This is a genomic window from Paenibacillus sp. J22R160, from assembly GCF_059692135.1.
This window is the reverse complement of the sequence record NZ_JCAUAU010000002.1, coordinates 151,138-172,983: the sequence shown is the minus strand read 5'-3', so window position 1 is coordinate 172,983 and position 21,846 is coordinate 151,138. Positions and strand designations below refer to the sequence as shown.

18 protein-coding genes are annotated in these 21,846 nt (G+C 47.5%); 5 read left to right on the top strand and 13 right to left on the bottom strand.

All coding sequences use genetic code 11. The annotated features are described in order from the left end of the window. Window positions 1-3: 3 nt before the first annotated feature. From AC58UW_RS04160 to AC58UW_RS04145, 4 genes are all read right to left on the bottom strand, one after another. Window positions 4-1,602 (bottom strand): extracellular solute-binding protein, encoded by a 1,599-nt coding sequence (locus tag AC58UW_RS04160; protein ID WP_497419985.1) that lies wholly within the window; start codon window positions 1,600-1,602, stop codon window positions 4-6. A gap of 62 nt (window positions 1,603-1,664) precedes the next feature. Next, window positions 1,665-2,561 (bottom strand): carbohydrate ABC transporter permease, encoded by an 897-nt coding sequence (locus tag AC58UW_RS04155; protein WP_497419452.1) that lies wholly within the window; start codon window positions 2,559-2,561, stop codon window positions 1,665-1,667. Window positions 2,562-2,564: 3 nt separating this feature from the next. Further along, complete coding sequence (locus AC58UW_RS04150) at window positions 2,565-3,542, bottom strand: ABC transporter permease (RefSeq protein ID WP_497419451.1); 978 nt, start codon at window positions 3,540-3,542, stop codon at window positions 2,565-2,567. A gap of 248 nt (window positions 3,543-3,790) precedes the next feature. Then, a complete protein-coding gene (locus AC58UW_RS04145; RefSeq protein WP_497419450.1) occupies window positions 3,791-4,336 on the bottom strand; it encodes a GNAT family N-acetyltransferase in 546 nt (181 codons plus the stop codon). 189 nt (window positions 4,337-4,525) lie between these two features. Between AC58UW_RS04145 and AC58UW_RS04140 the strand changes: the two genes are divergently transcribed. Next, a complete protein-coding gene (locus tag AC58UW_RS04140; RefSeq protein ID WP_497419449.1) occupies window positions 4,526-5,908 on the top strand; it encodes a dipeptidase in 1,383 nt (460 codons plus the stop codon). Window positions 5,909-5,926: 18 nt separating this feature from the next. Continuing rightward, window positions 5,927-6,433, top strand: a complete 507-nt coding sequence (locus AC58UW_RS04135; protein ID WP_497419448.1) for a GNAT family N-acetyltransferase — start codon at window positions 5,927-5,929, stop codon at window positions 6,431-6,433. 105 nt (window positions 6,434-6,538) lie between these two features. Here AC58UW_RS04135 and AC58UW_RS04130 read toward each other — a convergent pair whose 3' ends face one another. Together AC58UW_RS04130 and dapA are read right to left on the bottom strand one after the other, a co-directional pair. Continuing rightward, entirely contained in the window at window positions 6,539-6,928 is a 390-nt protein-coding gene (locus tag AC58UW_RS04130; RefSeq protein WP_497419447.1) for a RidA family protein, read from the bottom strand. A 19-nt stretch (window positions 6,929-6,947) separates the two neighbouring features. Next, window positions 6,948-7,823 (bottom strand): 4-hydroxy-tetrahydrodipicolinate synthase, encoded by an 876-nt coding sequence (gene dapA, locus AC58UW_RS04125; protein WP_497419446.1) that lies wholly within the window; start codon window positions 7,821-7,823, stop codon window positions 6,948-6,950. 122 nt (window positions 7,824-7,945) lie between these two features. On the opposite strand from dapA, the gene AC58UW_RS04120 reads away from it, so the two are divergent. Further along, complete coding sequence (locus AC58UW_RS04120) at window positions 7,946-8,824, top strand: LysR family transcriptional regulator (RefSeq protein ID WP_497419445.1); 879 nt, start codon at window positions 7,946-7,948, stop codon at window positions 8,822-8,824. Window positions 8,825-8,933: 109 nt separating this feature from the next. Here AC58UW_RS04120 and pyrE read toward each other — a convergent pair whose 3' ends face one another. The 7 genes from pyrE to pyrR form a co-directional block, all read right to left on the bottom strand. Further along, window positions 8,934-9,575, bottom strand: a complete 642-nt coding sequence (pyrE, locus tag AC58UW_RS04115; RefSeq protein ID WP_497419444.1) for an orotate phosphoribosyltransferase — start codon at window positions 9,573-9,575, stop codon at window positions 8,934-8,936. Window positions 9,576-9,607: 32 nt separating this feature from the next. Then, window positions 9,608-10,360 carry an orotidine-5'-phosphate decarboxylase gene (gene pyrF / locus AC58UW_RS04110; protein ID WP_497419443.1) on the bottom strand — a complete coding sequence of 251 codons (753 nt, stop codon included), beginning with the start codon at window positions 10,358-10,360 and terminating at the stop codon, window positions 9,608-9,610. Further along, on the bottom strand, window positions 10,353-13,562 hold the full coding sequence (carB, locus tag AC58UW_RS04105) for a carbamoyl-phosphate synthase large subunit (RefSeq protein WP_497419442.1): 3,210 nt from the start codon (window positions 13,560-13,562) through the stop codon (window positions 10,353-10,355). The genes pyrF and carB overlap by 8 nt, the downstream gene beginning before the upstream one ends. A gap of 14 nt (window positions 13,563-13,576) precedes the next feature. Next, window positions 13,577-14,761: a carbamoyl phosphate synthase small subunit gene (locus AC58UW_RS04100; protein ID WP_161406025.1), complete on the bottom strand. Its 1,185-nt coding sequence runs from the start codon at window positions 14,759-14,761 to the stop codon at window positions 13,577-13,579. Window positions 14,762-14,919: 158 nt separating this feature from the next. Continuing rightward, window positions 14,920-16,206: a dihydroorotase gene (gene pyrC, locus AC58UW_RS04095; RefSeq protein ID WP_497419441.1), complete on the bottom strand. Its 1,287-nt coding sequence runs from the start codon at window positions 16,204-16,206 to the stop codon at window positions 14,920-14,922. A gap of 20 nt (window positions 16,207-16,226) precedes the next feature. Beyond that, window positions 16,227-17,132, bottom strand: a complete 906-nt coding sequence (locus AC58UW_RS04090; RefSeq protein WP_497419440.1) for an aspartate carbamoyltransferase catalytic subunit — start codon at window positions 17,130-17,132, stop codon at window positions 16,227-16,229. Continuing rightward, a complete protein-coding gene (gene pyrR, locus AC58UW_RS04085; RefSeq protein WP_497419984.1) occupies window positions 17,129-17,647 on the bottom strand; it encodes a bifunctional pyr operon transcriptional regulator/uracil phosphoribosyltransferase PyrR in 519 nt (172 codons plus the stop codon). The genes AC58UW_RS04090 and pyrR overlap by 4 nt, the downstream gene beginning before the upstream one ends. A gap of 484 nt (window positions 17,648-18,131) precedes the next feature. On the opposite strand from pyrR, the gene AC58UW_RS04080 reads away from it, so the two are divergent. Beyond that, on the top strand, window positions 18,132-19,856 hold the full coding sequence (locus AC58UW_RS04080) for an ABC transporter ATP-binding protein (protein ID WP_497419439.1): 1,725 nt from the start codon (window positions 18,132-18,134) through the stop codon (window positions 19,854-19,856). Beyond that, on the top strand, window positions 19,853-21,739 hold the full coding sequence (locus AC58UW_RS04075; RefSeq protein ID WP_497419438.1) for an ABC transporter ATP-binding protein: 1,887 nt from the start codon (window positions 19,853-19,855) through the stop codon (window positions 21,737-21,739). The genes AC58UW_RS04080 and AC58UW_RS04075 overlap by 4 nt, the downstream gene beginning before the upstream one ends. Window positions 21,740-21,846: the final 107 nt, after the last annotated feature.

The window sequence follows — 21,846 nt, the reverse complement described above, 5'->3', positions numbered from 1 at the left end:
CGATCATTTCAAAAATTCTTTATTCTTCTCATACCATTCTTGTGCCAGTTTCTCCACATTCTCCCCGCCTAATCGCTTCCACTCCTTCCGCACCTCGTCAATGGCAGATTCAGGTGTCGATGCGTTGCCGCCAGTTACTGCTTTCACCTCAATTTGTGTAGCAATGGGATGGAAGGTAGCAATTAATTGACTTACTTCTGGAATGTCCGGGCTAAAAGCGATATCTCTGCGGTATTTATTTTTAAGCGCGACATTAAGCGACTGCGTCTTTAGTTTGGCATATTCTTGGGAGACGGTGTCTTGAGCCGCCATGATCGGAAACCAATCTGCCGCTAAGCTAAAATCAGACACGATTGCGTACTCATAGGCATAGGATACTTCCTTCCGAGACTTATCCGCATTGATAACTTGAGGAATCTTCCCATCCTGCAGTTTGTAATGCACATTTTCCTCCCCATACTTGAGTGTCATATCCCCTTTTTCCATCGTCCAATCGAGGAACTTGATAGCTGCTTCAATTTTGTCTTCCTTCATCTTACTGTTAAAAGCAACTAGAATATTGGCCGGCAGCTCCTGATATAATCCATTTTTCCCGTATTTACTGGCTACCGGCTCTAACGGTACCATCTTGGCATCGGGTATATTCTTCTTCAGATCCATAAATTCATTTTGTATATTCCAAGAGCTCATATAAATTCCTGCTTTGCCGGTCGTCCACATTTGACGAGCACGCTGGAAGTTGCTATCCGTAATATACTCTTTATCGAGCAAGCCTTGATCAAATAACGACTTCTGATAAGCAATGGAATCCTTATAACGATCAAGCGTTCTTCCAAATTTCATTTTGCCGTCTTCCAAATACCATTGATTCTCATTCACAGAGAAGAAAGCTCTGAGAATTTGCACAGCATTACCATTGAACACAATAGGCACTGTATCTGCTTTTCCATTACCGTCGGGGTCCGCATCTTTAAACTTCTTAGCTACCTCAATAAGCTCATCTGTCGTGGTGGGCGTCTTCAAGCCCAGCTTATCCAACCAATCTTGGCGTATCCACATGGCATGGTTAGCAAGCCCTTCAATGCTGCGACTGCTGGTAATCGCATACATTTTGCCATTAATCGTCATAGCTGATTTAAGCTCCGGGTGCTCTTGCAAATATTTTTTTAACGTTGTGCTGTATTTCTCTATATAACCATCGATCGGTTGGATAGCGCCTTGATTAGCTAATTGCGCAATATAGTTCCGGTCATACTCCCAAATCAGATCTGGCGCGCTTCCGGATGCTACTAGAGTACTTAATTTCTGCTGAGCCTGCCCGCGTGGTATGGGCACCCAAGTTACTTTCGCTGGAGATTGTTCATTGATCCATTTTGTCCATCGGTTATTCTCATAACTGCCCTCTTCTGCAGCAATCGTTCCACGATCAAAGACAGAGATGCTGATTTCTTTCTTCGGTCCTGCCGATGTGGCCGATCCAGCAGCGCTGCCTTGCGGTGTTTCTGAACTGCTGCCTGTGTTCGTAGGATTAGAACTGCAAGCGGCCAGTACCGCTAAAGATAAGCTTGCTGTAAGAACTGGTTTCCAAGCACGTTTGATCATTTTCAATGGTTTCATCCCCCTATAGTTTGGTATCTATACCAAGGGCTATTTGCCCCATGATATCAGCCTTTAATCGATCCGATCAAGACACCTTTGACGAAATGCTTCTGAAGGAACGGATACACAATCAAGATCGGCATAACTGCAATGACAATGGCTGCCGCTTTAATCCCTTCGGGTGTTAGGACAACCTGTGCCACTCCTTCACTTCCTGAAGCATTGTCAAGAAGGCTTTGATCCACTTGCAAAATCATTTGATAGAGTTTGAGCGTCAGCGTTTGCATCGTCGTTTTGGTAACATAAAGCAAAACGTTGAAATAAGAATTCCACCACCCTACCGCATAAAAGAGAGATAGTGCCGCTAGTATTGGCTTGCATAGAGGAATAATAATCTGTACCAGAATACGCCAATCACCTGCACCATCGATAGCAGCAGACTCTTCAACTTCCTCCGGTAAACCTTCCATGAACGTTTTCATCACAAACATGTTATATGTACTAATTAATGAGGGCAGCCATAGTGCCCAATAGGTATCCATAAGCCCTAAAGATTTAACTAGAATAAAATTTGGGATTACGCCCGCAACAAACAACATGGTAAATGTGATAAACATGAGCAGTTCCTTGCGCCCCATCAATCTTCTTCTGGACAGCGGATACGCCGCCAATATCGTAAGGGCCATATTAAGTGCTGTTCCGACAATCGTTACAAGCACTGTATTTCGCAAGGCGATAAAAAGCTGCCCATCCTGAAGTAGCCGTTGATAGGCTTCTGTGTTGAATTCAACCGGCCAAAGCGAGACTTCCCCGGCTGTAATTGCTCTACTGCTGCTGAAAGAGGCTGCAACTTCATACCAAAACGGATATAAAGCAATAAGGGAGCAAATAGCTAGGATGCTGTAATTCACAGCAACTCCCATTCGAGCAAAGATAACATGATGTTTCGTATAAGTATTCATTGATTACCAAAGCCCCCGTTCTCCGAAAACTCGGGTTAACTTATTCACGCCAATCACTAGAATCAGTCCCACGGCAGATTGGAACAAGCCAAGTGCTGTGGTATAACTATAGTTCATGTTTTGCAAGCCTACACGATACACATAGGTGCTGATGACATCGGATACATCTAATACGGACATGTTTTGTAGTACCAACGTCTGCTCGAGACCCACATCCATCATATGCCCCATGCGCAGAACGAGCAGAATGGCAATCGTACTGCGGATACCAGGCAATGTAATATGCCAGATCTGGCGCAACTTGGTCGCACCATCCATCTTCGCTGCTTCATACAGTTGAGGATCGATCGATGCCATAGCGGCCAAGTATAAAATAGTTCCCCAACCAGCCTCTCGCCATATCCCGGATAACGTGTAAGCAACGGGCCACCATCCAGAGCTTGCCATGAAGTAGATAGGCTCAATGCCGAATAATTTCGTAAGCACTAAATTGACAACACCTGTACTCGGAGAAAGCATCGCTATAAAAATCCCGCCGAGAACAACCCAGGAAATAAAATGTGGCAGATAGAGCAGATTTTGGACCGTCCGTTTATACCACTCCTTCCGCACCTCATTCAAGAGAAGAGCAAGACATATCGGTACCGGAAATCCAAAGACAAGACTGTACACATTAAGAAGCAGTGTATTTCTGAGCACTTTCCAAAAATCTATACTTTGAAATAAGCTTGAGAAGTGCTTAAATCCAACCCAATTACTGCCGAATATACCATCAGCAAAGCGATAATCCTTAAAGGCAATGACCTCACCTGCCATCGGGGCGTATTTAAATAATAGATAAAACCCGATCACTGGCAATAACATCAAATATAAATGTCGATCCCGTATCCATCTGCTTCTGAATGTGGCATACTTCGGTTTGGTCCAAACTACCTTTTGCCGTCTCGTATCTGCTTGGATACCAGTCGCTCTTTCCTCCATGTCGTGTTCACCCTTTCGATATTGAGCCTGCTGTTACGCTGGCAGTTCGATCGTAACCTGCAGACATTCATTTGAAAATAGACATGATTTGCCGAGTTGACCTTTCTTGTAAAAACGAAGGTCACCATTCTTGCACAAGGTTCATTTTGTTAAGGTGGCTGTGTATATCCTCTCGATCTGCGCCATTTTCGTATTAAAAAGAAAACAGCCTCCCCAATAAAGGAGAGACTGTTATTGACTTTCAACTTCTATTCCATAGCCGTATTTCGCAGCACCATATGAATATGGTCTTCCCAAACACCATGGATTTTCAAATACTTGAGCGCTAAGCCCTCTTCATAAAAACCTAGCTTCTCCACAACCTTCAAAGAGGCGGTGTTGCGAGGCATGATGTTGGCTTCAATTCGGTGCAGCCCCATGACCTCAAAAGCGTAGTCAATCATCGCTTGTACACCCTCAGTCATAAATCCGCGATTGACGAGACTACCGTCCATTCGGTAGCCCAGATGACAGGATTGAAAGGCCCCTCTGACAATATTGCTTAGGGAAATTGATCCAATCACTCTGTCTTCATACAGCATCCATGCTTTCTGCAATAGACCTTCCTCGATCAACTTAGCTTCTTTCTCAAGTAAATCTGCTTGATACGGCTTCGTATAATACAGCTCATTGCGCTCGGGTTCCCATTCCGACAAAAAAGCACGATTGTGATTCACATAATCAAGCACTAGTTCAGCGGAAGTTGGATCTAAGCGAACCAAGGACATTCGTTCTGTTTTGCAAATCAACTGCATGTTTGCTCCTCCTTAACCGTTGCGGTTCCGTTTATTTGGCTTTTACAATAATACCCGCTTCTCTAAGCTGCATGCAACTCCCCTACAAAATGTGAATCCGCAGCATTTATTTGCAGGATTTTACCTCCCTTTGGGGAAGTTAAAGAAGACACTTATTTAGAATTGCTTACAAAGAAGGAGAATACCGACATGATTGAAACAATCAAAACCTACTTGGAAGAGCAAAGGGATCAACACATAGAGGAATTGATGCAGTTTCTGCGGATTCCAAGTATTAGTGCTGTTGCCGAACACCAACCTGATATGAAGCGCTGTGCAGAATGGGCGGCTGACTCCCTGAGAAAAGCTGGCCTGGAAAATATTGAAATTATGCCAACAGGCGGCCATCCTGTCGTTTATGCAGACTGGCTGCATGCGGAAGGTAAGCCTACGGTGCTTATCTATGGACACTATGACGTTCAACCCGCTGACCCTCTTGAACTATGGGATACCCCGCCTTTCGAGCCCGTCATCCGCGATGGGAAGCTTTTTGCACGAGGCAGTACAGACGATAAAGGCCAACTCCTGCTTTATGTGAAAGTGGTTGAAGCTTTCCTGCGCACACAGGGCAGTCTTCCCGTGAATGTGAAATTCTGCATTGAAGGCGAAGAAGAGATTGCAAGTAAAAACCTTCCTCCATTTGTAGAAAAGTACAAAGATAAATTACAGGCCGACGCGATTACTCTCTCGGATACTCAGATGCACGGACCTGGCAAACCTGCACTCATGTATGGCTTGCGTGGTCTTGCCGGTTTCGAGATAACGATCGATGGAGCGAGTAGTGACCTGCACTCCGGATTGTTTGGCGGGGCTGTGCAAAATCCGATTCACGCTTTAACGCAGCTGCTAAGCTCTTTTCATGATGCCGATGGCAAAGTAGCTGTCAAAGGCTTTTATGATCGCGTGATTGAGCTTTCAGATAAGGAACGTGAGGCATTTAAACAAGTTGAGCCTGATGAAAATAAGGTCCGTACAGATCTTAAAGTAGACAAGCTATATGGGGAAAAAGGTTTCTCGTTTTATGAACAAACAACGTCGAGACCCACTTTGGAAATCACTTCCGTGAGCGGCGGTTTTCAAGGAGAAGGCATCAAACCGATTATCCCTAACCGTGCTTCGGCCAAAATTGCCTGCCGTTTAGTGGCCGCGCAAGTGCCGGATGAAATTATGGAGGCCGTTGAAGCCCATATTCATGCCCAAGATTTGCCTGGCGTTAAAGTGACCCTCGACCGTCAATTGCGCGGCAATCCGTTCATTACGCCAATCGATGAGCCTGTGATGGTTGCAGCCGCTGAAGCCTATGAAGATACTTATGGCGCTTGGCCCGTGTACACACGAAGCGGCGGCTCCATTCCAATCGTGGAAGTATTAGGCCGCGTGCTTGATGCCCCTGTTGTTCTGCTGGGCTTTGGCTTGCCAGGTGAGAACCTTCATGCACCCAATGAGCATTTCCATCTGATCAATTGGGATAAAGGAACTGAGACCATCAGCCGTTTCTGGATGAAGCTTGCCGCACGAAATGAGAAAGCATGAGAGGAATGAAGAATCACCATGAGCACAACAAATCTATCTCTTCGCGATGCCAACTTGGAAGATCTCGCGGACATTGTACGCATATATAATTCAACTGTCGCAGGGCGAATGGTTACCGCAGATACGGAACCCGTTACGACTGCCAGTCGTGAAGGCTGGTTTCACGAACACTCCGCCGATTTCCGGCCCTTATGGGTGCTGGAGAATGGCAGCGGAATATGCGGTTGGCTTAGTTTTCAATCCTTTTATGGCCGGCCAGCCTATCATGCAACGGCAGAAGTCAGTATATACATAGACGAAGCATGCCGCGGTCAAGGAATCGGCCGATACCTCATGGAGCAGGCTTTAGAGGCTTGCCCAAAGCTAGGGCTTAAAACTTTGCTGGGCTTTATTTTTGGACATAATGAACCTAGTTTGCAGCTTTTCCGTAAGTTTGGTTTTGAAAATTGGGCGCATCTGCCTGGTATTGCCGAGCTGGATGGAATCGAACGAGACCTGATTATTCTTGGTAAACGGGTAGGTTAACAGTTAACTGTTTGCAATGCGAATAGCGCTTCTTCCTCTTGTCAGCGACATGATATCGACAACAAGATGGAAGAGCGCTATTTTTATCAAAGCCAGAATGCCCCGTTAACCTTCGGTCTTCAGCGCCTCGACTTCAATCTCAATCATTAACCTAGGATCAATTAATGCTTTCACCTCGACCATTGTTGCCACAGGCTGAACTTCTCGGAAATATTCCCCATGTGCACGGCCGAATTCTTCCCATAAGGAAATATCCGTCACAAACATGCGGGTACGTATAACATCAGACATAGCAGCTCCAAGCTCCAAGAGTGATTTCTCTATGGTCTCCAGCACATAACGCGCTTGTTCATAAGCATTGCCTTCCCCAACAACTTCCCCATCCTTCATCGCAGTTGTTCCAGCTACCTCGATGCGATTTCCTACTCTTATTGCCCGGCAATAGCCTACCGTTGGCTCCCAAGGTGAACCTGTAAATACTCTTGTTCGAGTCATAGCTCAATCAACGCTCCCTTTACAAATAAGTTGCAAGCTTCGTGCGCAGACCTTCCGTTACTGGCAAAAGTGGCAGCCGCAGCGTTCCGCTCTCAATAACAGCTTGCTGTTCAAGCAGCCATTTGAGGGGAGCTGGATTCGGCTCCTGGAAAAGAAGACGAATTAGCGGGAGCAATTCTTCAAAAAGCTCCTTGCTTTTCTCCTGCCGACCTGCCAGAAAATGACGGTAAAACGCTACGAACCGCTCTGTCTCCACATTCGCAGATGCGCTCATTACCCCTTTTGCTCCAGATTGAAGAGCGTCAAAAAGCAGCGTATCTTCTCCGCACAAAATCGGCTTTGAGCCTAGTCTAGTAAGCTCCGAAACTGCCTGCGTGTTAGGCGTACTGTCTTTCATCCCAATCACACCATCGAGTTCGAGAATGGCCCTAACTGTATCCAGCTCTAATGTCACCCCTGTACGGTGTGGAACTTCATATAAAATCACGGGCACACCAACACTAGCAACTCGGCGAAAATGCTCAATAATCCCTTGTTGGCTAGGTTTATTATAATATGGTACTACAACTAAAGCTCCGTCAGCACCAAGTTTCCCAGCTTCTTCTGTTTTACGCACCGTGGAACGCGTATCATTCGTACCCGTACCGACTACGAGTGGTACCTGCACATGCGCTGCATCTCGAGCAGCTTGAGCTGTTGCAAACATAACGCCAAGCTCATCACCTGTAATCGTTGGTGACTCCCCTGTCGTGCCGTTAACAACGAGTCCATCGATCCCATCTTGAAACAAATTGTAGGCATGATTATAAAAAGAGGCAGCATCCAATTCGCCTTCCTCATCAAAAGGCGTAATAATAGGAACATATACACCATGCAAGTCTTTTTCTTTTAACATATAAGCCATCTCCCCGTTAATTTGATGTTGTACATCCACTTTAGCATGGAAAATATCATCACAGTTAGCTATAATAAATGATACTACTCATCAATATTTTTGATAAAATTTTGGGGGCTGCCATGGACTTAACGTATTTCCGCACCTTTCGCGAGGTTGCCCGAAGAAAAAGCTTTACCAAAGCCGCCGAAGAATTAGGTTATGCACAGTCCAGCATTACCATGCAAATTCAGAAGCTTGAGCGTGAATACGGGGTGCCTCTTTTTGAAAGATATGGCCGGCAGCTGCGGTTAACCTCATCTGGTGAAAGCCTGCTGAAGCTGGCTGTACAGATGCTCGATCTCTACGATCAGTCCAAAGAAATGGTGGCAAGCCAGGTCACGGGTACTTTGACGATTGGCACGATTAACTCTCTTGCAGCCTATTATCTGCCTCCTTATTTGCAAGCTTTGAAACAGCTTTATCCCGGTCTTAACATTCAGTTATATCCTGACAGTGAAGCCTCGCTTATGACCAAAGTCAGAGAGGGCGATTATGATCTAGGTTTGCTATTGGACCGATATCCAGCTGAGCCCCTCCTGACTTGTACGAAAATAAAAGAAGAACCTTTATTGCTCGTTGCTCCATTGACTCATCCGCTCACACAGCTAGACCACATCGGGCTTACCGATTTGGAGCAAACTGAATTTATTGTGACAGAAGAAAGCTGCATTTATCGGGGCATGTTTGAAAAGTTGCTCAAAGATCACGCCATCCCGCTCCAAATCGGCTTCGAACTTGGTAATTTAGAAGCGATTAAACAATGCGTTATGAATGGGCTTGGCATCGCTCTGCTGCCTAGGATTGTCGTTCAGAGCGAGCTCGAACAAAAAAAGCTCGTTTCCCTCCCTTTTTCCCATGAAGAGTTGAAGTTAGATATCCAGCTGTTGCTCCATCCCAAAAAGTGGATCTCCCAGCCCTTGCAAACTTTTATCCAGTTATTAACCAATGACAAGGAATAAATACAAAAGAAGCCCTCCTTTTCGAAAAGGTAGGGCTTCTTCACATTTCACTTATATGCGGCGCCGCCGATGCGGTAACCAGCTGTATCTAACAATCTTTGAATCTCTTCTACACGCCAAACGCCGCAGGATTCTCTCTCCATGAACGAAGTAATGCCATATCCTCCGCTTTGATTGCGCCTTTCTCTAAGGCTACTTCAAGCAGCGTAGAGTAGTTGGAAAGCGTGTGAAGCGGCATCTCCGCAGCTTGGAAAGCATCTGTCGCCTTGTCCAATTGGTAGGAGAAAATGGCTAGTACGCCTAGTGGAACAGCTCCCGCTTCTTTGACAGCAATCGCTGCTTTCAAAGAGCTTCCGCCCGTTGAAATCAGGTCTTCGATAACGATGACCTTTTGGCCTGGCTTCACAGAACCTTCAATCAGATTCTCTTTGCCATGGCCTTTCGCTTTATCGCGAATGTAAATCATCGGGAGACCCAGCTTCTGAGCTACCCATGCAGCATGAGGGATGCCAGCAGTTGCTGTGCCGGCAACAACCTCAGCGTCCGGGAACTTCTCTTGCATCAAGCTGACGAAGCCGTCAGCAATTGCTTCGCGAATAGCCGGGTGTGACATTGTCAGACGGTTGTCGCAATAAATCGGGGATTTCAAGCCCGATGTCCATGTAAAAGGTTGTTGCGGCCGAAGAGCGACCGCTTCAATATCTAATAAGGAAGCCGCGACATGCTTCGCAATCGTTTCGAGTTGACTCATGTTTCTTCCACCGTTCCTTCCGTTGTTAGGTGCTACAGGATGGAATCAATAATTGATTCCAATGCAGCCCTTGGATCCGCCGCGCCTGTGATCGGTCTGCCGATCACAACGTAGTCCGTTGCTTGTGCGAACGCCTCTCTTGGCGTCATGATGCGCGACTGGTCGCCAACATCCGCTCCTGCTGGGCGGATGCCCGGCGTTACGGTGACGAAGCCGTCACCGCACGCCGCCTTAATCGCCGTCACCTCAAGCGGTGAGGCGACGACGCCTTGAAGCCCCGCGGCATGCGCCAAGCGGGCATAACGAATGACGGCTTGCTCAACCGTACCGGTCAAGCCGATCTCTTCGTTCAGCACCGCTTGCGAGGTGCTGGTCAGCTGCGTCACGCCGATGACGATCGGGCGTGCAGCGCCTGCGGCCAATCCCTTGTCGACACCCTCCAAGGCAGCTGCCATCATGTCCTTGCCTCCGGCAGCATGGACGTTGAACACATCCACCCCTAGGCGCGTTACGCTTTCCGCGCCGCCTTTGACCGTGTTCGGAATGTCATGCATCTTCACATCGAGGAACACCTTATAACCGCGATCTTTCAGACTCGCGACGAAGCCTGGACCTGCAGCATAGAACAGCTGCATGCCCACCTTCACGTAGCAAGGAATCCCTTCGAGCTGCTTCAGCAGCCCTTCGGCGCTTGCCGCATTTGCATAATCGAGTGCGACCATAATGCGTCCTGCAACATCCGTACGAGTTAACACTGACAAGTCCGTCACCTCTTTCTTAGACATGAACTGGCATTGCGCGTGAGGAGAAGTTGATCGCTTCGAGCATATTAACGAGTGCTCTCACCGTGTCGAGCGATGTCATACAAACCACACCGTTCTCAACGGCTTCACGGCGAATACGGAAACCGTCGCGCTCAGGCGTTTTACCTTTGGTCAGCGTGTTTACAACAAACTGCGCGTCCCCGCTGCGGATCAAGTCCAAAATGTTTGGTGAGCCTTCGCTCAATTTATGCACCGTTGTTACTGGAAGTCCAGCTTCTTCAATAGCTGTTGCCGTTCCGCCAGTCGCAATGATTTTATAGCCGAGACGGTAGAAGCCTTTCAAGATCTCAATTGCTTCTTCTTTGTCTTTGTCAGCAACCGTTACTACAACGGAACCAGCTGCTGGAATTTTCATACCTGCTCCGATTAAGCCTTTGTAGAGCGCCTTAGCAAAGTTCGTATCGCGGCCCATTACCTCACCTGTTGATTTCATCTCAGGTCCGAGTGTTGTATCTACACGGCGAAGTTTCGCAAAGGAGAATACCGGCACTTTCACGGAGACATAGCTATCTTCCGGCCATAGACCGCTTTGGTAACCCATGTCCGTCAGCTTTTGTCCCATAATAACACGTGTTGCTACGTTAGCCATCGGGATGTTCGTTACTTTGCTTAAGAATGGTACCGTTCTGGAAGAACGCGGGTTAACCTCGATCACATACACTTGATCGTTGTGGATAACGAATTGGATGTTAACCAAGCCAACTACGTTAAGTTCTAGACCAATTTTTGTCGTAATCTCGATAATTTGCGCCTTAATATCGTCAGAGAGCGATTGCGGCGGGTACACCGCGATGGAGTCGCCGGAGTGAACCCCAGCACGCTCAACATGTTCCATAATCCCAGGGATTAGAACTGTTTCTCTATCACAAATTGCGTCTACCTCTACCTCTTTCCCCAGCATATAGCGGTCGATCAGAACCGGATGCTCAGGGTTGATTTTCACGGCATATTCCATGTAGCTTAGCAATTCTTCATCGGAGTAGACAATCTCCATCGCACGTCCACCCAAGACATAGGAAGGTCGAACGATGACCGGATAGCCGAACTTCGCTGCTGTTCCAACCGCTTGATTCACCGAAGTTACGGTGCCGCCTGGAGGCTGAGCAATCGAAAGTTTGCTAAGCAGGGCTTCGAATTTTTTGCGATCTTCTGCCGTATCAATGCTTTCCAGATCGGAACCTAGAATGCGAACTCCTGCTTTGTGTAAAGGAGCTGCCAGGTTGATGGCTGTTTGACCGCCGAACTGTACGATAACACCGATTGGGTTCTCGCGTTCAATCACGTTCATAACATCTTCGAAGAACAATGGCTCGAAGTACAAGCGATCGGATGTGTTGAAGTCCGTGGAAACCGTCTCTGGGTTGTTATTGATAATAACAGCTTCGTAACCAGCAGCTTGAATCGCCCATACAGCGTGTACCGTGGAGTAGTCAAACTCGATCCCTTGACCGATACGGATTGGACCGGAGCCAAGTACAACGACTTTCTCTTTCGTTGTTTCCGTTACTTCATCTTCTTGCTCATAAGTTGAATAATAGTATGGCGTCGAAGCTTCAAACTCCGCTGCGCAAGTATCAACCATTTTGTAAACTGGTTTAATGTTGTGCTTCAAGCGATAAGTTCTTACATCCGCTTCGTTAATGAATGTTGTGCAGCCTGCAAGCGTACGAATTTCAGCAATTGCGCGATCTGTAAAGCCTTTACGCTTAATTTCAAAGATCAGCTCAGCCGTTAATTCACTCGCTGCGATTTCTTTCTCATACTTGATCAAACCTTCAAGCTTGTTCAAGAACCACCAGTCAATTTTCGTCAAATTTTGCAATTGCTCTACGGAATAGCCCCTGCGGTAAGCTTCTGCTAGTAAGAACAAGCGCTCATCATCAGGTTTTTGCAAACGGGATTCTAACGTTTCTTTGTCCAAAAGGTCTGTTTCCTTCAGGAACAACCGGTGTACGCCAATTTCCAACGAGCGAACCGCCTTGTGAATGGACTCTTCGAATGTACGGCCGATGGCCATAACTTCGCCAGTTGCTTTCATTTGTGTCCCTAACTTGCGGTTAGCAGCCGTAAATTTATCGAATGGCCAGCGCGGGATTTTGGACACGATGTAGTCAAGTGCAGGCTCGAAGCAGGCATAAGTTTGACCCGTTACTGGATTCACAAGCTCATCAAGTGTGTAGCCAATCGCAATTTTAGCAGCCATTTTGGCAATCGGATAGCCCGTTGCTTTGGATGCAAGCGCCGAAGAGCGGCTTACGCGCGGGTTAACTTCGATGACATAATATTGGAAGCTGTGTGGATCAAGCGCATATTGTACGTTACAACCGCCTTCGATGTTCAAAGCGCGAATGATTTTCAAGGAAGCGGAGCGAAGCATTTGATATTCGCGATCCGACAATGTTTGGCTTGGCGCTACTACAATGCTGTCTCCTGTATGTACGCCAACCGGATCAAAATTCTCCATGTTACATACAACGATACAGTTGTCGTTCGCGTCACGCATAACTTCATACTCGACTTCTTTCATGCCCGCGATGCTGCGTTCAACGAGACACTGACCGATTGGGCTGTAACGAATTCCGGAAGCTACGATCTCCGTCAGCTCTTCCATTGTGTTACAGATACCGCCGCCAGTACCGCCAAGTGTGTAAGCTGGGCGAACGATGATCGGGAAGCCGATTTCATTAGCAAAATCTACCGCTTGCGCGACTGTTGTTACGATAACGCTATCCGGCACAGGCTGCTCTAGTTCTCTCATCAAGTCTCTGAAAAGATCGCGATCTTCCGCTTTCTCAATCGCAGTAAGCTGAGTACCCAGAAGCTTTACATTCTCGCTCTCAAGAACTCCTGCGCGAGCAAGTTCTACAGCCATGTTCAGACCTGTTTGACCGCCTAGAGTTGGAAGCAAGCCGTCCGGACGCTCTTGACGAATGATTTGTGTAACAAATTCAAGGGTAATGGGCTCAATATATACTTTGTCTGCCATGTTCGTATCGGTCATGATCGTAGCCGGGTTGGAGTTGATCAGGATAACTTCCATGCCTTCTTCCTTCAATGCTTGGCAAGCTTGCGTTCCCGCGTAGTCGAATTCCGCAGCCTGACCGATAACGATCGGACCGGAACCGATAACGAGGATCTTTTTGAGTGTATTATTTTTAGGCATATTACCGTTCCTCCCTAGAGTTTTGCGTCAGCAAAACTTGCTTCGTAAGTTTTACTTACAGATGTCGATGCCGTGGACGCTTTCCACTGAGCAAGCATTTGCGCTTGGCGCGGCTGCTCTGGGTTATCAAGTTTGTGTTGACGAATCATCGAGATGAAGTCATCGAACAGATAGCTGGAGTCAAAAGGTCCAGGCGCGGCTTCCGGATGGTATTGAACCGAGAAAGCTGGGAATTTCTTATGTTTCAAACCTTCGATTGTACGGTCATTATTGTTAATGTGCGTCACTTCAAGATCAGTACCAGCGACGGACTCATCTTTAACGGTGTAGCCATGATTTTGCGATGTAATATAGCAGCGGCCAGAAGCCAGATCCTTAACAGGGTGATTACCTCCGCGGTGTCCGAACTTCAGTTTGTCAGTGTCAGCACCGCAAGCGAGTGCGAACAGTTGGTGACCCAAGCAAATTCCGAAAAGCGGGATATCGCCAAGCAAACCTTTGATCATTTCGACAGCGTGAGGAACGTCTTTGGGATCCCCAGGGCCGTTAGAGAGCAGGACGCCATCTGGTGCAAGGCGGCGGATTTGTTCTGCTGTTGCATCTTGAGGCACAACCACAACGTCACAGTCGCGTTTGCTCAGATCGCGGATAATCCCGCTTTTTGCCCCAAAGTCAACGAGCACGATACGCTCTTTGTGACCAGGCGCTCCGAACACACTTTTCGTAGAGACACGAGCAACTTGATCCGTCATGAGGGAAGTTCCTCGCAGGATTTCAGTCAACTCGGCAACGGATTTATTGGATGTTGTCAGCAAGCTTTTCATAACACCGTGGTGACGGATTTTACGCGTCAACATACGCGTATCGATACCGCTGATGCCTACGATGCCGTATTCCTTGAGCAAGCTGCCTAGCGTGTATTGGGCTCTCCAGTTGCTTGGGATTTCTTCATGTTCACGAACAACAAAGCCATGAATGAATGGGCGTACGGATTCAAAATCATCACGAATCACACCGTAGTTCCCCACCAATGGATAAGTCATCGTTACGATTTGACCGCAGTAAGAAGGGTCGGAAAGGACCTCCTGATACCCTGTCATCCCCGTGTTGAATACTACCTCACCGACGGACTCACCTTCACTACCGAACGATTTTCCTGTAAAAAGCGTGCCGTCTTCCAGCAACAATCTTGCCTGCATGTATGTTCAGCTCCTTCACTATTGTCAACGATTCTAACGAACCGCAGATGCCATGCTAATTGGTTACCATCAATCATGCGTAGACTTGCATAAAAAATGATCAGTTTGTATAAATATACACGAAATTCGCCTTGCCGTATAGACTTTTCATGTCAATTTTATGAATAAACGATTTTACCCGAAGCGATGGTAACAACCGGCCAACCCTTCAGTTTCCATCCGATAAACGGTGTGTTTTTGCTGCGTGAAACAATCTCTTCTTTGAGAACCTCACGCTCCGTTTCTAAATCTACAATAGTAATGTCTGCTACGCTTCCTACATTCAACGTTCCGTATGGAAGCCCGAATACGTCAGCAGGTTTCTTAGTCATTCGATCTACTAGGAAACCAAGCGTCCATTTGCCAGTCAGAACAAATTTCGTATACAGCAGGTTGAAGGCTGTCTCGAAACCAAGGATACCGAATGGCGCAAGCATCATGCCCTTCTCTTTCTCTTCTTCCGAATGCGGCGCATGGTCTGTAACGATAATGTCGATCGTGCCGTCTTCAAGACCTTCGATGACAGCTTGCACATCGCGCGGTGTACGCAGCGGCGGGTTCATCTTCCAGTTAGCGTCAAGCCCTGGAATGTCTTCATCCGACAGCACGAGGTGATGCGGGCATACCTCCGCGGTCACTTTAATTCCGAACTGCTTCGCATGACGGATCAAGCGAACCGATTGCTCTGTAGAAACGTGGCACACGTGGTAGTGAACACCCGTTGCTTCAGCCAGCAGCACGTCGCGCCCGACATGAATCGCTTCGGATTCGTTCGGGATGCCTTTCAGACCGTGCTTCTTCGCGAAAGAGCCTTCGCTGACTGGCGCTCCGACTACAAGCGTATCATCCTCGCAGTGAGCGATGATTGGCATTCCGATGGATGCGGCCAGCGCCATTGCATCCTTCATCATTTGCGCGCTTTGCACGCCTACACCGTCATCCGTGTAGCCGATGACACCCGCTTCTTTCAGCGCGGCAAAGTCCGTCAACTCGCGGCCAAGCTCGTTTTTCGTGATCGTGCCGTAGGGCAGGACGCGAATTACGCCTTCAGTAGCTGCTTTATCCAATATGTAGTTCACCGTCTCCGCAGTATCGATGACGGGTCTTGTATTCGGCATACAAGCAATCGTTGTGAAGCCGCCTCTTGCTGCGGAACGCGTTCCGGTCGCAATATTTTCTTTATGTTCAAACCCAGGCTCTCTCAAGTGAACATGCATATCGATAAAGCCAGGTGTTACCAATTTGCCTGCTGCGTCGATCACTTCATGCCCTTCTGTTTGCGGAGCTGCTGAACCGTCAACTGCGTCCAGAACCTGAGCAATTTTATCATTTTCAACTAAAATGTGTTTCTTCGCTTGTACATTATTTGCGTCAACTGTAAGTCCGTTTAGAATCCAAATGCCCATTGTGGTGAAATCCCCCTGTTTTATGATAAAGCTCGTTCGATGACGGCCATACGGATCGGCACACCGTGAGCAATTTGCGTGAAAATTTTTGATTTTTCATGTTCAACAAGTTCATCGTCCAGTTCCACGTTGCGGTTAACCGGAGCCGGGTGCATGATGATCGCGTGAGGAGCCATGCGGCTCGCGCGCTCTACGGTTAGACCGTACTGCTCGCGGTATTCCTCAGCGGAGCGAAGAAGCCCTGTGTCGTGGCGTTCCAGCTGCACACGCAGCATCATGACGACGTCTGCCTTCAGCGCTTCGTCGAAGGACACATACGGCGCGAACTCGGCGAGTTCTGGAGCCTGCATGCTGGCTGGCGCGCAGAATTGCACTTTCGCGCCCAGTGCGAGCAGTCCCCACAGATTCGAGCGTGCCACGCGGCTGTGCAGAATGTCTCCGACGATGGAGACGGTCAGCCCTTTGATGGCGCCGAACTGCTTGCGCATCGTGTAGAAGTCGAGCAGCGCTTGCGTCGGATGCTCGTTGTTGCCGTCTCCCGCGTTAATGAGCGGGATGTTGATTTTCTCCGCGAGCTCCTGGAGCACGCCGTTCGGCTTCAAGCGGATGACGCCTGCGTCGATGCCCATAGACTCTAATGTGCGGACTGTGTCGTAGATGGACTCGCCTTTTTGTACGCTGGACTCCGCTGCCGAGAAGTTAAGGACGTCCGCGCCTAGGCGCTTTTGCGCCAGCTCGAAGGAAAAGCGGGTTCTTGTGCTATTTTCAAAAAATAAATTGGAAACGAATTTGCCGTTAAATTGATTGGTCACTTTCGCAGGACTCTGCTCAAAGTAGGCCGCACGATCAAGGATGCTTGTGATCTCATCTGCGCTAACCCCTTTTAATCCCAGAAAATGTTTCGTTTGTGTACTCACTATGCTCACTCCTGTTTCCCCCTCTGTTGAAGTATAATGACGCCGTCTTTATCGTCGATTTCCGTTAGCAGCACTTCAATGCTTTCACTTTTGGAGGTAGGCACGTTCTTTCCTACATAATCCGGGCGAATCGGCAGTTCGCGATGCCCTCTGTCCACAAGCACGGCCAACTGTATCATTTGCGGCCTGCCCAGGTCGATTAAGGCGTCCATGGCTGCCCGCACGGTGCGTCCCGTAAACAGGACATCGTCGAACAGAATAATTTTCCGGTCTTGAATCTGGATGCGGCCGCCTTCCTGAACGTTCAGGGCGGATTTCACTTTGACCCGGTCGTCTCGATAAGAAGTGATATCAATCTCGCCAACAGGAACCGGTACGCCTTCGATTTCTAAGATTCTCTCAGCGACTCGCTTCGCTAAATAAATGCCTCGTGTCCGAATCCCAATTAGGGTACAATTTTCTACCCCTTTATTCTTTTCAAGTATCTCATGTGCAATCCGCGTAAGTGCACGGCGAATTCCCATTTCGTCTATAATCGTATGTTCGGCTGCTTCGTTCAATTGAATCGCCTCCTGAGAGTTTTGCTTTAGCAAAACTGGCATCGTAAGCATTGGCTGAGTTTTCCGTAGGAAAGCTTGCATCGTAAGCACTAGCAGAGTTTTGGCAGTGTCAAAACACACCAAAAAACTCCTTGCCCATGAAATGGCAAGGAGTTAGCGTGCATAAAGATACAGAGCGGGGCATAAGGATGCGCACATCCTCAAGCTTGTTCATAAACTGGATGCGCGATCCAGCCTATCCCGTCTTTTCTTATCGACTACCTTGCCAGCCTCTCTGGACTGTTTTTAAAGGTACATATGTAATTAAAAGAATTATGCCACTTTCGACACAATAAGTCAATATGAATACCGTTGATTTTTTGAACAGATATTTTATCATGTGTTATAATTTACATATCAATTTCATATGATCACACTTACTCACGATTCTTTAAGGAGGAAAACACATTTGTTCAAACTGTTTAGACTTTTGAACCCGTACAAAATTTCAGTAGCAGCAATCATCGCCTTAATGCTCCTTCAGTCATTGGCCCAATTGTATCTCCCTACTCTGCTCTCGGACATCGTCGATGTTGGCGTCTTGCATGGGGATGTTGCATATATTCTCCGTTTTGGGGCCTACATGCTTCTGGTAGCTATGGGCGCGATGGTTTGCGTTATGATCGCCAGCTACTTGCTGGCACGAACAGCTACTGGATTCGGCAGAGATTTGCGCCGCAAGCTTTTTAGCCATGTCGAAAGCTTTTCACTAAATGAATTTGATAAGGTTGGAACCTCTTCCCTCATTACACGAACCACAAATGACATCGCGCAAGTACAGCAAGTCATTGTTATGATGCGGATGTTCATCGGCGCGCCGACAATGCTTATTGGCGGTGTAATCATGGCAACCTACAAGGATGCCCATCTGGCAATTGTACTTATCTCCGTAATCCCGATTCTAGCACTGGCAATCATAGGAATCATGTTTAAAGGACTTCCTCTATTTAAAGTACTGCAAATCAAAATCGATGCTATCAATCTCGTACTTCGCGAGAATTTAACCGGTATCCGAGTCATTCGCGCTTTTAACCGTTCCGGTCATGAACAGCGGAAGTTTGAAAAAGCGAATCTGGATTACACCCAAACGGCCATCAAAGTAAACACAATCATGGCGACTATGATGCCTATCATGATGTTGGTCTTCAATTTGGGGATTGTCGTCATCCTTTGGTATGGCGGAATTCGCATTGATAGCAATCAAATGCAAATCGGCGATTTGATGGCTTTCATTCAATATGCGATGCAAATTATGTTTTCGATGTTCATGATGACGATGATTTTCATGATGATTCCAAGAGCTTCCGCATCTTCAGTGCGTATTAATGAAGTTCTGGCTATGAAATCAACGATTCATAATACCAAAGAGGCAATGATCCTTCCTTCCAATCAAGCAGCGATTGAATTTAAGCATGTAACTTTCAGCTATCCTGGAGCCGAGCAGCCTGCGATCCGAGATATTTCATTCCGCGCAGAGCCTGGAGAAGTAACAGCTATTATTGGAGGAACAGGTTCTGGCAAAACGACACTGATCAATTTGCTGCTGCGCTTTTATGATGTCAATGAAGGCAGCATTACAATTGACGGTCATCCCTTGCCTGCATTGAAACTAGATAGTCTTAGACAACAAATTGGTTATGTCCCTCAAAAGGCTGCGCTCTTCTCCGGTACAGTAGCTGACAATATCCGGTTTGGACGCGAGACGGCGACGGAGGAAGAGATTCAGCAAGCTGCGCAGACAGCGCAAGCCGCAGATTTCATTGCTGAACTGAAAGACGGCTATCAATCAGTCCTCGCTCAGGGAGGCACAAATTTATCCGGTGGTCAAAAGCAGCGGTTGGCTATTGCCCGAGCCCTTGCTCGCAAACCGGAAATCTACGTCTTCGATGACAGCTTCTCCGCGCTTGATTTCAAAACGGACGCTAGGCTTCGAGCAGCACTTAAAGCTGAAACCGCGCAAGCGACGAAAATCATCGTAGCTCAGCGTGTCAGCACCATCATGGATGCAAACCGCATTGTCGTGCTGGAAGACGGAGGTATTGCCGGGATCGGCACACATGCCGAGCTGATGAGCACCTGCGGCGTCTATCAAGAAATCGTAGCTTCCCAGTTGTCAGAGGAGGAAATAGCATGAGTGATCATCCGAAGAACCAACAGCGCCCTTCCTCCCAGGGTGTCAATCCAGCTCATTTTGGCCGAGGCGGCATGGGTGCAATGGGGATGCCTGTACAGAAAGCGAAGGACTTCAAGGGCACCTTGCGCCGGCTTACCAGCTACATGAAGCCTTTCCAGATATCTATCATTTCTGTTTTTATAGCTGCCGTACTCAGTACGGTTTTCAGCATCGTTAGTCCCAAGCTCATGGGAAATGCAACGACAAAGTTATACGAAGGTTCCATGGCTAAGCTGCATGGTGTGCCCGGCGCACACATAGATTTTGACGCGCTGCTTCAAATTGTTTTGATACTAGCTGCACTATATGTTTTCAGCTCTATATTAACTTTTATCCAGCAAAGGATCATGGTTGGTGTCACACAGAAAATTGTGTTTAATCTCCGCAAAGATATAAGCGACAAGCTGGCTCGAGTGCCTCTTTCTTTCTTTGATTCTCGCAGCCATGGAGATACGATGAGTCGCGCAACGAATGATGTGGATACGATCTCTTCGACCATGCAGCAGAGCTTAACACAGCTAATCACATCCATTGTTACTCTGCTCGGGATTATTATTATGATGCTTACGATTAGCCCCCTGTTGACTTTAGTAACCATCATCACGTTGCCTTTAAGTATTATGGGAACAAAAATGATTGCCTCCCGCTCGCAGAAATATTTCAAAGGGCAGCAAAAAACACTTGGCGAGCTCAATGGTCACGTAGAGGAAATGTACACCGGACATACCATTGTCAAAGCATTCGGGCGCGAACATCAATCTATTGAGAAATTCAATGATATCAATGATCGGTTGTACCATTCCGGTTGGAAGGCGCAATTTATTTCCGGAATGATTTTCCCCCTCATGTCATTTATCGGAAATATCGGATATGTGCTTGTCAGTGTCATTGGCGGTATCATGGTGACGCACAATGCGATTAAAATTGGTGATATTCTAGCATTCATTCAGTACTCCGGGCAATTCGGAATGCCCATCACGCAAGTTGCTAACATCGCGAACATTATTCAGTCCACAATCGCTGCCGCAGAACGTATCTTCGAGCTGTTGGATGAACCTGAAGAAGTGCTGGAGGAGGCTGTCAGTAAGTCTGTAACGCATGTGCGCGGACATGTGAAGTTCAACGAGGTCGCTTTTGCCTATAAAACGGATGAGCCGCTCATTGATCATATGAATATTGAAGTGGAGCCAGGTCAAACCGTGGCCATTGTTGGCCCGACTGGTGCCGGGAAAACAACGATCGTCAACCTGCTCATGCGCTTCTATGAATTGAAAGGCGGAACGATATCCATTGACGGCGTTGATTCCCGTAAAATGTCTCGCAGCCACCTTCGGGGATTGTTCGGCATGGTCCTTCAGGACACGTGGCTGTTCAACGGCACGATTCGCGAGAATATCGCTTACGGCCGAGACGGCGCATCCGAAGAAGAAATCGTGAATGCGGCTCGTGCGGCGTATGCCGATCACTTCATCCGAACGCTGCCGGACGGCTACAACACCATTTTAAATGAAGAAGCCTCCAATCTCTCTCATGGACAAAAGCAGCTGCTTACCATTGCTAGAGCGATATTAGCGGATCCAGCTATTCTGATTCTAGATGAAGCAACCAGCTCCGTTGATACTCGGACGGAAGTCTCCATTCAGAGGGCGATGAACAATCTGATGGAGAACCGTACGAGCTTCGTCATCGCACATCGTTTATCTACCATTCGTGATGCTGATCTCATTCTTGTCATGAATCACGGAACGGTTATTGAACAGGGAACACACGAGCAGCTTTTAGCGCAAAATGGCTTCTATGCCGACCTGTATAATAGTCAATTTGCCTCAAAAGCCATCTCCTAATTAGGGGCCGCGGATTCGAGTTGCTTCGACTCGATACGCGGTCCTTTTCACGTCGCCCCCTATCTGATAATATAGGAGAGTCAATTTAATTTTAAGGAGATGTCACC

What these genes read in the sequence shown, in the direction of transcription:
- carB (WP_497419442.1), bottom strand. Translation starts at nt 13,562, where the DNA reads ATGCCTAAAAATAATACACTCAAAAAGATCCTCGTTATCGGTTCCGGT.
- pyrC (WP_497419441.1), bottom strand. Translation starts at nt 16,206, where the DNA reads ATGGGCATTTGGATTCTAAACGGACTTACAGTTGACGCAAATAATGTA.
- AC58UW_RS04155 (WP_497419452.1), bottom strand. Translation starts at nt 2,561, where the DNA reads ATGAATACTTATACGAAACATCATGTTATCTTTGCTCGAATGGGAGTT.
- AC58UW_RS04140 (WP_497419449.1), top strand. Translation starts at nt 4,526, where the DNA reads ATGATTGAAACAATCAAAACCTACTTGGAAGAGCAAAGGGATCAACAC.
- AC58UW_RS04130 (WP_497419447.1), bottom strand. Translation starts at nt 6,928, where the DNA reads ATGACTCGAACAAGAGTATTTACAGGTTCACCTTGGGAGCCAACGGTA.
- pyrF (WP_497419443.1), bottom strand. Translation starts at nt 10,360, where the DNA reads ATGTCTAAGAAAGAGGTGACGGACTTGTCAGTGTTAACTCGTACGGAT.
- AC58UW_RS04075 (WP_497419438.1), top strand. Translation starts at nt 19,853, where the DNA reads ATGAGTGATCATCCGAAGAACCAACAGCGCCCTTCCTCCCAGGGTGTC.
- AC58UW_RS04100 (WP_161406025.1), bottom strand. Translation starts at nt 14,761, where the DNA reads ATGCAGGCAAGATTGTTGCTGGAAGACGGCACGCTTTTTACAGGAAAA.
- AC58UW_RS04120 (WP_497419445.1), top strand. Translation starts at nt 7,946, where the DNA reads ATGGACTTAACGTATTTCCGCACCTTTCGCGAGGTTGCCCGAAGAAAA.
- AC58UW_RS04135 (WP_497419448.1), top strand. Translation starts at nt 5,927, where the DNA reads ATGAGCACAACAAATCTATCTCTTCGCGATGCCAACTTGGAAGATCTC.
- AC58UW_RS04145 (WP_497419450.1), bottom strand. Translation starts at nt 4,336, where the DNA reads ATGCAGTTGATTTGCAAAACAGAACGAATGTCCTTGGTTCGCTTAGAT.
- pyrR (WP_497419984.1), bottom strand. Translation starts at nt 17,647, where the DNA reads ATGGGAATTCGCCGTGCACTTACGCGGATTGCACATGAGATACTTGAA.
- AC58UW_RS04160 (WP_497419985.1), bottom strand. Translation starts at nt 1,602, where the DNA reads ATGATCAAACGTGCTTGGAAACCAGTTCTTACAGCAAGCTTATCTTTA.
- AC58UW_RS04150 (WP_497419451.1), bottom strand. Translation starts at nt 3,542, where the DNA reads ATGGAGGAAAGAGCGACTGGTATCCAAGCAGATACGAGACGGCAAAAG.
- pyrE (WP_497419444.1), bottom strand. Translation starts at nt 9,575, where the DNA reads ATGAGTCAACTCGAAACGATTGCGAAGCATGTCGCGGCTTCCTTATTA.
- dapA (WP_497419446.1), bottom strand. Translation starts at nt 7,823, where the DNA reads ATGTTAAAAGAAAAAGACTTGCATGGTGTATATGTTCCTATTATTACG.